The 13,963-nt window shown below is 44.5% G+C and carries 12 protein-coding genes; 2 read left to right on the forward strand and 10 right to left on the reverse strand.

Translation table 11 applies throughout. From position 1 onward, the window contains the following. Window positions 1-51: 51 nt before the first annotated feature. Window positions 52-2,520, reverse strand: a complete 2,469-nt coding sequence (locus BN1691_RS00785) for a DNA internalization-related competence protein ComEC/Rec2 (protein ID WP_048600350.1) — start codon at window positions 2,518-2,520, stop codon at window positions 52-54. Beyond that, the gene (locus BN1691_RS00790) at window positions 2,520-2,978 is read right to left on the reverse strand and encodes a ComE operon protein 2 (RefSeq protein WP_048600351.1); all 459 of its coding nucleotides are present in this window, start codon (window positions 2,976-2,978) and stop codon (window positions 2,520-2,522) included. The genes BN1691_RS00785 and BN1691_RS00790 overlap by 1 nt, the downstream gene beginning before the upstream one ends. A 165-nt stretch (window positions 2,979-3,143) precedes the next feature. Here BN1691_RS00790 and asnB point away from each other — a divergent pair, with 165 nt between their 5' ends. Then, window positions 3,144-5,054, forward strand: a complete 1,911-nt coding sequence (asnB, locus tag BN1691_RS00795) for an asparagine synthase (glutamine-hydrolyzing) (protein ID WP_048600352.1) — start codon at window positions 3,144-3,146, stop codon at window positions 5,052-5,054. Window positions 5,055-5,142: 88 nt separating this feature from the next. On the opposite strand, the gene BN1691_RS00800 is transcribed toward asnB, so the two are convergent. The 4 genes from BN1691_RS00800 to BN1691_RS00815 all read right to left on the reverse strand — a co-directional run bounded on the left by BN1691_RS00800 (window position 5,143) and on the right by BN1691_RS00815 (window position 9,217). Further along, on the reverse strand, window positions 5,143-6,093 hold the full coding sequence (locus BN1691_RS00800) for a 4-hydroxy-3-methylbut-2-enyl diphosphate reductase (RefSeq protein WP_048600353.1): 951 nt from the start codon (window positions 6,091-6,093) through the stop codon (window positions 5,143-5,145). Between the two features lie 86 nt (window positions 6,094-6,179). Further along, window positions 6,180-7,805, reverse strand: a complete 1,626-nt coding sequence (locus tag BN1691_RS00805) for a Na/Pi cotransporter family protein (RefSeq protein WP_187116836.1) — start codon at window positions 7,803-7,805, stop codon at window positions 6,180-6,182. A 255-nt stretch (window positions 7,806-8,060) separates the two neighbouring features. Further along, the gene (locus BN1691_RS00810; protein ID WP_048600355.1) at window positions 8,061-8,465 is read right to left on the reverse strand and encodes a CoA-binding protein; all 405 of its coding nucleotides are present in this window, start codon (window positions 8,463-8,465) and stop codon (window positions 8,061-8,063) included. An 80-nt stretch (window positions 8,466-8,545) separates the two neighbouring features. Then, window positions 8,546-9,217, reverse strand: coding sequence for a helix-hairpin-helix domain-containing protein (locus tag BN1691_RS00815; protein WP_053083671.1), 672 nt, complete (start codon window positions 9,215-9,217; stop codon window positions 8,546-8,548). Window positions 9,218-9,378: 161 nt separating this feature from the next. On the opposite strand from BN1691_RS00815, the gene comER reads away from it, so the two are divergent. Continuing rightward, window positions 9,379-10,194 (forward strand): late competence protein ComER, encoded by an 816-nt coding sequence (comER, locus tag BN1691_RS00820; RefSeq protein WP_048600653.1) that lies wholly within the window; start codon window positions 9,379-9,381, stop codon window positions 10,192-10,194. A gap of 1 nt (window position 10,195) precedes the next feature. On the opposite strand, the gene BN1691_RS00825 is transcribed toward comER, so the two are convergent. The 4 genes from BN1691_RS00825 to BN1691_RS00840 form a co-directional block, all read right to left on the reverse strand. Beyond that, window positions 10,196-11,008 (reverse strand): ABC transporter permease, encoded by an 813-nt coding sequence (locus tag BN1691_RS00825; RefSeq protein ID WP_048600356.1) that lies wholly within the window; start codon window positions 11,006-11,008, stop codon window positions 10,196-10,198. An 11-nt stretch (window positions 11,009-11,019) separates the two neighbouring features. After that, window positions 11,020-11,964, reverse strand: coding sequence for an ABC transporter permease (locus BN1691_RS00830; protein ID WP_048600357.1), 945 nt, complete (start codon window positions 11,962-11,964; stop codon window positions 11,020-11,022). Window positions 11,965-11,984: 20 nt separating this feature from the next. Further along, complete coding sequence (locus tag BN1691_RS00835; protein ID WP_048600358.1) at window positions 11,985-13,541, reverse strand: ABC transporter substrate-binding protein; 1,557 nt, start codon at window positions 13,539-13,541, stop codon at window positions 11,985-11,987. A 150-nt stretch (window positions 13,542-13,691) separates the two neighbouring features. Beyond that, entirely contained in the window at window positions 13,692-13,952 is a 261-nt protein-coding gene (locus tag BN1691_RS00840) for a metal-sensitive transcriptional regulator (RefSeq protein WP_048600359.1), read from the reverse strand. Between the last annotated feature and the right edge of the window lie 11 nt (window positions 13,953-13,963).

Below are 13,963 nucleotides of genomic sequence, written 5' to 3' on the forward strand. Positions count from 1 at the left end.
TACTTATATTCATTGACGCAAATTAAATAAAAATTGTTGCAGCTTTAACGATCACCTTCTTATTTTTTGATCAAGGAGACTTGTTTCAAAAAGAGTCATGGCATTGATTCTTACTCTACCATTTTCAAAGTGTTGAAAGATAATCGTTCCGTTTTGATCAGTTCGTAGGATCTGTGCCTCAACCTGCTGTAGCTTCTCGAGAACCTCAGAGTGTGGATGACCAAAGGGATTCCCCTTGCTCGCTGAGATAATCGCCCAGTCTGGCATGAGTCGTTCGATAAACTCCTTCGAGGTAGATGTCTTACTCCCATGATGCCCCACATGTAACATATTTACATTAGCAGGAAGCGCCTGTTTAATCAACCAGCTTTCTGCCGCAATCCCCATATCTCCTGTGAACAAATAATGGAGATCATCAACGGAAAGCAAAATTGCCAGTGATCCGTCATTATCATTCTCTGCATATGGGTAAGGAGGAAAAATCGTAAGAATCATCCTTTCCTGTAATTGCCAACGTTGTACTTTCTGAACAATATGATGACGATGCTGAGGATGTTGAACAAACCATTCATGGAGATACTGTTCACCACTACTACGTTCCCCTTCTCTCCCAATCATTCCATTCCAAAAAAGATGACCGATGGTAACCTGCTCTGCAATACTTGGAAAACCACCGATATGATCCGTATCCTGATGGGTAAGAATCACATAATCAAGATGCTGGATGCCCCTGCTTCGTAAGTAAGGAAGGATGCGCTGACGGCCTGCATCAAAGCTACTAGTTTCTTCAGCTTGATCCCCTCGTTGTACGCCTCGACCACCTGCATCGATGAGTATGGTCCACTCCCTGCTTTCAATGATCGTGGCATCACCTTGACCTACATTGAGGAAGGTAACTCGGATCTCATGAGGTCTCAATGGATTAGGAAACAGAAGAACCAATAGCATACACCAGATCGTTACGAACAGAGCCTGTTTCATTAATACCACTCGGTAATGCCACATCAAACCTAGAAGAATTAGCCCCAAGTAGTAGAGAAGTATCCAAGGGATGGAAGGTGGCGACCAGAAGGGATGCCATTGATGAAATTGGGCTAAGACATGGATCTGTTCATCGAGAAGCTGTAAGGGAATGGTGACGAGATGGGATAGCCACATCGCCAATGGCAGCGAGAGGAAGGAGAGTAGCAAGGTAAGAAAGCCTAAGGGGATTACAATCAATGTGTAGGCAGGTACCGCCAGAAGATTGGCCAGTCCTGATAGCCATGAAAACTGATGGAAATAATAGATCTGTAGGGGAAAGGCAAAGAGTTGGGCAACGAACGTAATCAGCATGAGTTGTATAAGCTGATTTGTCTTTTTCCGTTCACCACCTGTCTGAGCGAAGAAGAACAGAAGTCCTCCTGTAATTAAAAAGGAAAACTGAAAGCCTGGATGGTATAAAAGGTAGGGGTCCCAAATAAGCAGGAGGAGCATGGCAATACCTAAGCCATTGTAGGCATCATACCAGCGGCGTAGCAGAAGCGCTAACCACATTAGCTCTGCCATTACTGTAGCCCGAACAACCGATGGTCCCAAGCCAGTAACAACTGCATAAAATGGTAGGAATAGCATTACAAGTAGAATCCCTCGTTCACGGGTGACGCCAAGCCAACGAAGAACAGTGAGGAACCCGAAGCTGAGTGTTCCTACATGTAAGCCTGAAATGGCTAGGAGATGAGCGATGCCTAACACCTCATAAGCTTCCTTCCATTCGGCTGTCAACTGAGAGCGATCACCCAGCAGAACTCCTTGTAAAATCGCAGCGATGGAGGATGGGTAGATCTGACGTAATTGTTGGATCAAATCAGTGCGAAGCTGTGCGGGAAGTTGTGTCCATGAAGCTGCACTTTCGAGGAATTGTAGCGATGAGGCATTGGCAAATCCAATCCAAAAGATGCTCTGGTTCTGGAGATATTGCTGATAATCGAAGGCATGGGGGTAAAGAGGTCCCGGTGGCGTTTCTAGCGAGGCTTCAAAGATGAAATGGCTTCCGGCTGACCATGATGCAATGTTCAGTACTAATGAGGACTCAGCTCCTGAGATACGTAGCAGAATCTCTTCTTGCAGACGATTCCACTTCGTTCCCACCTGCTGATGGGTAATAAGAACGCGCCCTTCTAGGCGATGACCTTGCCAGCGGAAGGGCTCTTGTAATTTTCCATAAAAACGATAGGGTCCATACCGTTGACCAAGCTGTTCTTGAGATTGTTGTAAAATGCCTTGACGATCAAGCTGAATAAATGAGTGGTACCCTTGCTCTACATAATGGCCATAGCTAAGACCTGCTAAAGCAGAGAATACCACAGGGATGAAAAGCGCTGACCTACTTTTTCCTTTCCATCCCTGCCATATTAACCAAAGTAAAGCAATGGTAAGGAGCGACCCTCCTATGAGTAGAAAAAAAGTACTCCCATGATGAGCTAGGATCAGTCCGCTACCAAAGCTGATGGCACCGAATAACCAGCTCGCCTGCCTCATTATGGCTGCAATAATTGTGGAAGATACTTGTCCAGATTAGCAGAAACCTGAACAACCTCCACATTGGCATTACGTAATAGTTCCTCTGCATAAGGGTCTACCCGATACTTCGTCTCATAGCAAAGTCGTTTTATCCCTGCTTGGATTATAGTCTTTGTACAGTTGAGACATGGAAAATGCGTGACATAAATCTCTGCTCCTTCAGTGGGTACACCAAATTTAGAACATTGTAAAATGGCATTTACCTCTGCATGAATGGTTCGTACACAATGGCCATCTACCACCTTACAGCCTACATCCAAACAGTGAGCATCTCCAGATATTGAGCCATTATAGCCACCTGCAATGACTCGTTTATCTCGTACAATGGTAGCTCCTACGCTTAAGCGTGTACAGGTACTGCGTAGGGCGATAATTCTACTCTGTGCCATAAAATATTCATCCCAGGTAATTCGCATCTTCTTCACTCCTTTTAAGGTAAAAAGAGAAATAACAAGGAATCGTAACGAAAAAAACTTGTCCATTCCCTTCAATGATTGGTATGATATGTAGATGAATCGTATTAATTGTAACGTATCTAGCCACCTCTGGCTATATCTATATACAATGGGATGGTGACTCACATGTGTGGCTTTGTAGCAATGTACAGTAAAGATAATCAACCTGTTTCCCTCGAACAACTCCAAAAAATGAATCGGATGATCACTCATCGCGGTCCAGATGATGAAGGTTATGTTCGTAAGGGTCCAATTGGCCTTGGCTTCCGTCGCCTTAGCATCATCGATTTACAACATGGCCATCAGCCCCTCACCAATGAGGATGAATCCATCTGGTTAATTTTCAATGGTGAGATCTATAATTATCGAGAGCTTCAAACATGGCTAAAAGAGCGGGGACATCAATTCCGTACCGATACAGATAGTGAGACCATACTCCATCTTTATGAGGAGTATGGCACAGAGACACCGAAGTATCTCCGTGGTATGTTCTCCTTTATTATCTGGGATGGCAAGGAACAACGCTTTTTTGGTGCTCGTGATCATTTCGGGATCAAGCCTCTTTATTGGGTTGAGACACCACATGCCTTCGGCTTCGGCTCAGAAATCAAAAGTCTCCTAGAGATGGAAGGAGTAAAAGCTGCTGTTGACCCAGTCTCCTTCTATCATTACCTCACTTTCCAGTATGTACCTGATCCTGCCACCATGTTTGCAGGCATCCATAAACTTCTACCAGGCCATTCCTTTACGATCAAGAATGGTACCATGAATATTGAATCTTATTTTCAAGTTGAATTTACTCCTGAGGAACGCCCCTTTGAGGAGTATGTAGAAGAGACACGTGCTGCTCTTAAAGAATCGGTAGAACGCCATATGATGAGCGATGTTCCACGCGGTGCGTTTCTCTCCAGTGGTGTAGATTCATCAAGCATTGCTGCTCTCCTGCGTAAACAAGAAAAGCTAAAAACCTTTACCATCGGTTTCGATATCCCTGGCTATAGCGAATTGGATTATGCCCGTAGAACCGCTGCTCATATCGGTACAGACCATCATGAGGTGGAGGTAGATGGAGAACGATATCTCGATGTTCTGCCCCGCTTAATCTGGCATCAGGACGAGCCTGTAGCAGATCCTTCCGCCATCGCCCTTTACTTCGTTGCTGAGCTAGCCAGTCAATATGTGACAGTAGTACTCTCAGGGGAAGGCGCTGATGAATTCTTTGGGGGCTATAACATTTACCGTGAGCCATTCGCCCTCGCTGGGTACCAAAGACTTCCCCAAGGAATGCGTACACTCTTCGCTAATATGGCTTCCAATTTACCAGAAGGAACGAAGGGAAGAAGCTTCCTCATCCGTGGCTCGCAACAGCTAGAAGAGCGTTTCTTCGGAAATGCTCACATTTATAGTGAAGAGATGAAGGAGCAAGTCATTGCAGCATCACTCAAAGCCAAGGTTCCCTATGTGGATCCTTGGCAGGTGACCGCTCCGATCTACGAACAGGTTCAACATTATGATGATGTAACGAAGATGCAGTACTTAGATATCCATACTTGGCTGCGTGGTAATATTTTGATGAAAGCTGACAAAATGACCATGGCCAATTCCTTAGAATTACGAGTTCCCTTTATTGACACGGAAGTATTTAAAGTAGCCATGAAGATTCCAACGAAATACAAAATTGCCGATGGCACTACAAAACATGTTCTGCGCGAAGCGATGAAAGACCTGCTCCCACCAGAAATTAAAACGAAGAAAAAGCTTGGCTTCCCTGTTCCCACAAGATACTGGTTACGTCATGATTTCTACAAATGGGCGAAGGATTTGATTCAGCAATCTCCTACGCAGCAGTATTTTAATAAACAGTATCTACTACAGATGCTTGAACAACATAAAGATGAAAAGCATGATTATAGTCGTCCTATCTGGACCGCTTTAGTCTTCATGCTCTGGCATCAGATCTACATCGAGAAAAAATACTCCTTCGGACCTTATGTAAGTCCTCATGTTGCAAAACGGCACAAGCTCTATAACTTATAAAGAAGAGAACATTCGGATAACATCTCTGAGATCAAAAACGTCCACCTTTCGTCGTGAAGGAGGACGTTTTTCTTATGAATACTCTACTCTATCGGCTCTTCTCACGATACACTGGAAGAATCTTCTTCGGATCGATGGTTCGGTGAATGGGCCACGTTGTAGGATTCTCTGGATCTAGCTGTTCGAGGTAATTGATCACCTCTTTGGTGATGGGTGTAGGCGTTGAAGCACCTGCGGTGACTGCTACCCTTTTCTTTCCTTGAAACCATGCTGTATCGATCTCTGTGACATTGGCCACACGATGGGCGGGAACTCCGGCAATCTCTTCAGAGACCTGAGCGAGGCGGTTGGAATTATTACTTCTTGGATCGCCCACAACAATGGTAATATCAGCATCCTTCGCCTGCCCTGCCACCGCTTCCTGCCGCTGTTGCGTCGCTAAACAGATCTCATTATAAATCTCAGCCTCAGGGTAAAGTGTACGAATTCGTTCCATTAGCTCTTGAGTATCCCACTGACTCATGGTGGTCTGATTGGTCACCAAAATCCGCTGACCCTCTGCAAAAGCAAGGGCTTCTACATCATTGATGCCTTCTACGAGATGAACATGCTCTGGTGCTACACCAATGGCTCCTTCCGGTTCAGGATGCCCTTTCTTCCCGATATAGATCACCTTATAGCCTTGTGCTACCTTCTCCTTGATTAGATCATGGGTTCGTTGCACATCAGGGCATGTGGCATCCACCACCGTTAGCCCTTTAGCCCGTGCCCGTTCTTTGACAGCAGGGGAGATTCCATGGGCAGTAAAAATTACTGTCCCCTCCTCTACTTGCTCTAGAATCTCCATCCGATCTGGGCCATCTAAGGTGATCACACCAGCATCTGCTAAGGCCTCAGTGACGTGCTCATTATGAACCAACATGCCAATAATATAGATGGGACGAGGGTATATGGGATTATTGGCCGTCTGTTGTGCGAGCATCATCGCATCAATCACCCCATAGCAGTAACCACGGGGAGTTATTTTAATGACATCCATTGCGCTCCTCCTTTTTAACAACCACTACTCTACTCCATTATACATGACAAGGCACCATCTGATGATGGAGCCTTGTAGTGAACCCATTATAGATCGCCTAAGACATATTCAGCAATATTGGTCGCATGATCAGAGATACGTTCAAGATTGCTCAAGGTATCGAGGAAAACAACCCCCGATGCACCGGTGCAGTCACCACTATTCACACGGTGAAGGTGAGATTTTCGGAAGCGACGCTCCATCTTATCCACTTTGTCCTCAAATTGAACAGCTTGCTTGGCCAGTGCTTTATCATCATTCTCTAGCGCAGCAATGGCTGTATTGATAGTCTCACGAGTAACTGTAATCATCTCGTTTAGCTCATTGATGGCATGATCCGAGAGCTTAAGGTGGTGATTATATCGATACTCACCTAGCTCAACAATATTCATGGCATGATCACCCATCCGCTCAATATCCTTGATAGCATGCATCAAGGCGGTTAAACGTTCTGAGGCCTCTGTTGACAGTGATTGCTGTCCTACCAGCGCGAGATAATCGGTAATTTTCTCCTCTAGCATGTCCACCAGGTTTTCACGTGAACGTACCTTCTCACTCAGTTTCTGATCCCCTGTAATGAAATATTCGGTAGACTCATCTAACATCTTCCGACTAAAGTTGGCCATCCGTTGCAGTTCCTTCTCAGCTTGTCCAATGGCCACAGCAGGATTAGACAAGAAGCGCTTATCAATATACTTCACGGTATATTCTAGCTCCTCCCCACGCTGAGGAATGGCCTTCGTCACAATATAAGCAAGAACACTAACAAATGGAAGCTGAATTAACGTATTCGAAATATTAAAGAGACCATGTGCATAAGCAATCTGCATTCGGGCGTCCACACCTGTGGTCGCCCCTAACCACGCCACAGCATCGCGGTAAAATGGGAAGATAATTAAGAAGATGACCGTACCAACAATATTAAAGACGACGTGGGATAAAGCTGCTCTTTTAGCTGCGACACTAGCACCAATGGCTGCTAAAATTGCAGTGATTGTCGTCCCAATATTATCCCCGAATAAAACGGGGAGAGTGACATTTAGATCTAACCCTGGATCCACTGCTAATTGCTGCAAAATTCCAATGGTTGCTGAACTACTCTGCACCACCAGAGTGAAAAGTGTACCAACGAAAACACCAAAAAGACGATTGTCCCCTATGTTGGCAATAAGCTCATGAAAGAACGCAAGATCCTTTAATGGTTTCAAACCTTCTCCCATGGTTTGAAGTCCAAAGAAAAGCATCCCAAAACCAAAGATGATCTGTCCAAAGTTTTGAATTTTACGTTTCTTAAAAAAGAAGAGTAAAATCGCACCTAAGGCGATGATTGGAAGGGAATACCGTTCGAGCTTGATCCCGATGATGAATGCCGTCATCGTCGTACCAATATTAGCCCCCATGATTACACCAATCGCCTGACGTAATGTCATCAGACCTGCATTCACAAATCCTACAGCCATGACGGTTGTGGCAGAACTAGATTGAATTAATCCCGTAACGATAACCCCTGCTAATACACCACGAATGGGATTGGAGGTCATTTTCTCTAGAACAGTACGTAATCGATCTCCTGCTCCCTGCTGTAGGCCATCTCCCATAAATTTGATACCAAAAAGAAAAATTCCAAGCCCACCTAAGAATTGAAACAATATGGCCTGCGTAGACAACTCCACTATGTTTCCTCCTTACACCCCATGAACAACAATTTCAGCCTCAATTTGAAGTCACCATCTCTTAATATAATTGTTTCCTAATTATTTTTAAAGACTCCTGAAACATTTTTTTACGTCAAACTAAAAAATTATGAATTTTTTCTGCCAATTTCACCATTTTGCATCCTATAAAAATCTATTTTTTACAAAAAAAAATAAGTCAGCAACGATGACTGACTTATTTTCCCAGAAATATTCTGAACCAAGTCTTCTTTATTATTTGAATAAACGCTGATGCTCAATTTTAATACAGCGATTCTCAATATATGGAATTTCCGCCTTTTCAGCTAGCTTGTGGGCTGCTTCATTTTCCAAACCTAATTGGACCCAGATGGATTTCACACCGACCTGTAATGCCTCCTTCACCACTTCCGGTAAATCTTCACTTTTACGGAAGATATCAACCAAATCGATCTCGCCCTCAATCTCCCCTAATGAACGGACTGCGGGGATGCCAAAAACAGACTGAATCCGTGGATGAACAGGAATAATCTCGTACCCCTGTTGCAACAGATACTGTGCTACTTGATAGCTGGCACGATCAGGCTTGTCTGACAAACCAACCACAGCTATTCTTTTTACCCCCTGTAACCATTGACGAATCTGCTGATCATCCATCATTCCCCATCCTTCCTAACTGGTTTTTCTTATTTTACCATACACCCCCAAGTATTTCATCTTCGATGCTCATCTCCTCTTCTTTATTGTGCAGTAATCTGATCGCGGAACTTCGCTAAGGTTTTGGCTCCAATCCCTGATACCTGTAGTAAGTCGTCTACACTCTGAAAGCGTCCATGCTCTTCACGATACTGAATAATGGTCTGCGCCTTACTCTCACCAATACCTGGTAAACGCATTAGCTCTTCTTTACTCGCAGTATTAATATTGATTAGCTCTTTGCTTTCGCCAGTTAATGAAGATTGACCCGCCTGATTCCACAAGAGAACGGAATCCACACCCTCCTCACCATGAAAAGGAATATAGATCACCATTCCATCTTGGAGTGGTGCTGCTAAATTAACATGACGAGTTGTAGCCTCATCCAATAGACCACCTGCTGTAGTAATAGCATCCATCACTCTACCATCCTGTGTAACGGTATAGACCCCTGGGCGTTTTACCGCACCTTTCACATCAATGATATATAGAATGGGGGCCACTCTCTCCGGAGGCTTCTCCTCTTCTGAGGTTATTACCTCCTCAGATACGAATCTCTCGGCAGCAATTTGCTCCATGCTTTGCAGGACAAATAAGTCCTCCTCTAAATGATTAATCTTTGAATATTGTGCCACCAAGATCACACCCATGCTGACCATCAGTATGAAGGTAATGATGGCGATGATTCTTTCGCGTAAACTCCATGTTTCCCACATGGCATAGACTCCTTTCTTCACAATTTATCCAATTATGTCATAGGCTGATGGTAATCACCAATGATAATTCACTTCCTCATTCATACATATAGAATGGGATCCTTTATTAATGAAATTTTTTGTTTAGGGGTTAGAGAAGGAAAGCTGAAGGAGGGATTATGGTGAAGCTGGGTTTTATAGGAACAGGCAATATGGGGTCTATCCTAATCCAAGCATTTCTTGCTGCTGGAGTAGATCCAAATCGTGTTTGGATCACCAATCGCAATCTAGAGAAGGCCAAAGCATTGGCTAATCAATATGAGGGGATTCACTGTAAGAAGAGGAATGTTGAGGTCGCAGCTGAAGCAGATGTTCTCTTTCTCTGCGTCAAGCCGAAAGAGTATGAAAATGTGGTAAAAGAGATCGAGGGCATCTGTAGAGAAGAGCAATATATGGTGGTGATTACGAGTCCCATTAGTTTATCATGGCTTGAGGATCGCGTGCCATGTAAGCTGGTGAAAATGATTCCAACCATTAATCATCTCGTACATCGGGGGACCAGTCTCATTCAATTTCATTCTCTCTGCACATTAGATGATCGTAAAATACTACTTGAAGTATTCCAGAAAATTAGTACACCATTAGAGATCGAAGAGTCCTTTGTTCGGATCTGTTCTGACTTGAGTAGTTGTTCTCCTGCATTCCTTAGTTTTATTTTGGAGCAATGGACGGAGGCTGCCCATCTTGAAACAGGAATTAGCAAGGAGGCTGCCACATTCCTTTTGGCACAATCTATCATTGGGATGGGAAAATTATTGGAACAAGAGGTATTCACCCTAACTACACTCCAACAAAAAATCTGTGTACCAGGAGGAGTGACAGGTGAAGGCATTGAAGCCTTTCGCCCCCACCTTCTCCCTCTCTTCCGCCATGTGATTCAGACCACACACCGTAAACATCGATTGGATCAAGCTGAATTAATGGAGCACGATAAGTAAACTAGCGCTGGTGGGGATCAAAATGATCACGAAGACCATCTGCCAGCATATGCAAAGAGATAACCAGTAGAAGAATCATGGTGCCTGGTGCTAAGGAGAACCAAGGGGCACGGAGGAGATGACTTTGTGCCTCCTTTAGCATAATACCCCAGCTCGGATCAGGTGGTTGAATACCCAATCCTAAGTAGCTTAAGCTAGCCTCTGCGAGCACAGCAGCACCCATGCTCACCGCTGCTTGAACCAACAGAGGGGAGAGTACATTGGGTAGAATGTGACGAAACATGATGCGTCCAGAGCTAGCACCTAAGGTTTTACTAGCAGCAACAAAATCGTACTGACGAACTTGGAGAAAACCACTTCGAGCAATTCGGGCAAAAACAGGAATATTAACGATCGCGATGGCTAACATCGTGGTGGTAATCCCACCGCCCAATACTGCCACAAACATGATGGCCATTAATAAGGCAGGAAATGCAAAAACCGCATCCATCCAGCGCATCAAGATTTCATCCCACCACTTGCCAAGGTAGCCTGCAAGAGCACCGATGAAGGTTCCCAATACTCCACCGATGACTACGGAGAATAATGCCACATAGAGTGCAGTTTGGGCGCCTACCATGGTACGACTTAGAATATCTCTACCAAAATGATCCGTACCGAGGAGATATGTGGTATTGGGGGATTGAAAACGATCCTCCACATGCATCTCGTCCACTAAAAACGGTGTATAAAATAAGCTTATCATGGCCATCAAGACAATTAAGATTAAGATTCCTCCACCGATTAAGAGATTCCAATTTACTCTACGTTTCATCCTACCACGTCCTATTCACCCACGTGAACACGTGGATCCAGCCTGTGATACAGCAGATCAACCATAAAATTGACAAGAATGACCAGTGTGGTAAAGATGACAACCATTCCTTGAACCACAGGAAGATCACGATAGCCAATGGAGGAGAGTAAGAGACGTCCCACTCCAGGTAAACCGAATACTTGCTCTACCACAATACTTCCAGCTAAGAGTTCTGCCATACTCATCCCCATGACGGTAATGACAGGTAGCATCGCATTGCGCAGAACATGAGCTACCATAACCATCCAGTGGGAGAGACCTTTACTCAGACCGGTTACCACATAATCTGAGCGAAGCTGCTCTAACATCGTTGCTCGGATCATTTTGGTTAAGACAGCAGTAGGTGGAATGGCCACGATCAAGGCTGGGAGAATAAGTGAGCGGATCGCCAGCCAAGGATCCTCAGACCACGGAACAAAATGTAATGGAACGAACCATTGGAAGACAACAGAAAATAGTAGAATCACCACCATCCCTAGCCAAAAGCTAGGGATGGCCATTCCTACCTGATTCACCATGGATATAATATAATCTGGCCAGCGGCGAGAATACCGTGCTGCAAGCATACCTAAGGGGAATGCCACCAAAGGAGCAACCACCATGGCGATGAAGGCGATGGTCAAAGTCACTGAAAAGCGTGCGGAAATTAGACTGCTAACCGATTGTTGGAAGCGAATTGAAGAGCCTAAGTCACCTTGCAACAATTGAAAAATCCAGCTTCCATAACGTTGTAGAAGAGGCTGATCATACCCCAATTGATGGCGTAAGGTCTCTACAGCCTGTGGATCTGCTTCAGTTCCGAGCATCAATTGCGCTGGATCCCCCGGAATAATCTGAAAAGCAACAAATGTGATGATAGTTACAAAGAACAGTGTCAGCACGAGCATGAAGAGACGGCGTAGCCAAAATTTCAAGGGTCCTCCCCCCGCTCCCATTACCTGATATAGTGTACCGTTGACATATCTAATACATAGGTGGTATATGTCTGAAAACCATCTAGATCTGCAGTCATCGCTACGAGAAAATCAGGATCCATCAAGAAGACAGAGGCTGCATCCTCAGCTAAAATCATCTGCACATCCTGATACAGCTTATGGCGTTCTTCCATGTTTAGAGCGCTTGCTGCCTTCTGGAATGCTTCGTCATAGCGCACACTCTTATAATTCATAAAGTTTCGCGCATAATCTGATGTATAACGATCAAGGGTCATGGAAGGATCCAATTTTCCCTCGAAGCCAATGATGGTCATTTCATAATCACGATTGGTATAGATCCGATCGAGCCATACGCCCCATTCTACCTTCTCAATCTTTAGGTTGATCTTAAGGGGCTTTAATTGTTGTGCAATCACTTCTGCTGTTTTTACATGGAAATCATAGTTAGAAGGAACAGAAATAGTTGCACTAAAGCCATTGCCATAGCCTGCTTCCTCTAATAGCTGACGAGCCTTTTCCAGATCATGAGGATAGAGAACATTGGCATCAATATACCAGTTCTCCATGGCTGGACTCATGCTAGAGGCAATCTTACTACCATAGCCATACGCTACGGCTTCAATTAATGCATCACGATCCACCGCATAGTTGAGTGCCTGACGTACGCGGATATCTTGAAATGGTGTTCGTTCATTATTGAGGGCAAGCAGTTGAACTAAACGTTGTGGTTCGGCAATCACCTTAAAGGCAGCTTGTTGCTTTAGCATATCTACAGAGTCATTATTGACGCGTGGATAAATCTGATACTCACCTGCTTGAAAAGCGATTAATGCAGCGTCTACATCCGGTTGGAAGCGAAACTCTACTTGGTCAAGATAGGGAATTCCAGCTTGCCAATAGTGCTCATTCTTCTTCAGCTGAATGTACTGTTCTGGAATATACTCGACAAACTGAAATGGGCCGGTACCAACGGGATTCTGATTAATATCTTCACTTCCTGCAGGGATAATCGCAGCGTTCATATTACTAAGATTGGCTAAGAAAGCAGGATTTGCCGCAGGAAGGGTAAAGCGAACATGTTGATCATCCACCTTTTCTACCAATACATTGGCAAACGTCTTCCCACTCGGATTATTGGTGACCGGATCTTGAATCCGCTGGAAGGAATAGAGCACATCCTCTACAGTCACGGGATTCCCATTATGGAACTGTACACCAGCACGGAGGTGAAAGGTATAGACTGTACCATCTTGTGAAGTCTCATAGGAATCAGCGATAGCAGGTACTAGATCACCATTGGGTGCAGGCTTATACAACCCCTCAAATACATTAAACATCATCTCCCGCGTTGCAGCAGCTGTTGCTTTATGGGGATCGAGATAGTCAGGATCTACGGGAACTGCAACAACCACCTCTCCTCCCTCAACTACTTCGCCACTTCCTTTTCCTTCTCCTTGCGGCTGTTGTTGCGGCTTTCCTTGACATCCACTAACTACGAATACCATTGCTAACCCTAAGGCCAGCCAAGTTAGCCATCTTTTTTTTACAGGCTTCATCACAGCCACCTCTTTCATTTACGATTCTTTACTACATATAACACCATTTTCCTAGCAATTCAAGCATTAACATATCGATGAATATACTTCCTGATATAAGAATACACCATCGTCGTGATGGTGTATTCTCTTTCATACAAGGAGCACGATCTACCTGGTTTTTAATAAAAGATTGATCGCTTCTTTAATCACTTCGTCATTATCATTTCCGCTTTCAATATTCTCTCGGATACAGTGTTCCATATTGTTTCCAACCACATAGAGAATGGCACGGTCAATAGCCGCTCGCATTGCCGAAAGCTGAGTGACTACATCCTTGCACCCTTTTTCTTCATCCATCATCCGAATTACGCCACGCGCTTGTCCTTCAATTCGTTTCAAACGGTTCACGACAGATCGATCATATTGCATTTTTGACCCTC

Origin of the sequence: Rubeoparvulum massiliense (assembly GCF_001049895.1) — a bacterium.
GTDB lineage: Bacteria > Bacillota > Bacilli > Rubeoparvulales > Rubeoparvulaceae > Rubeoparvulum > Rubeoparvulum massiliense.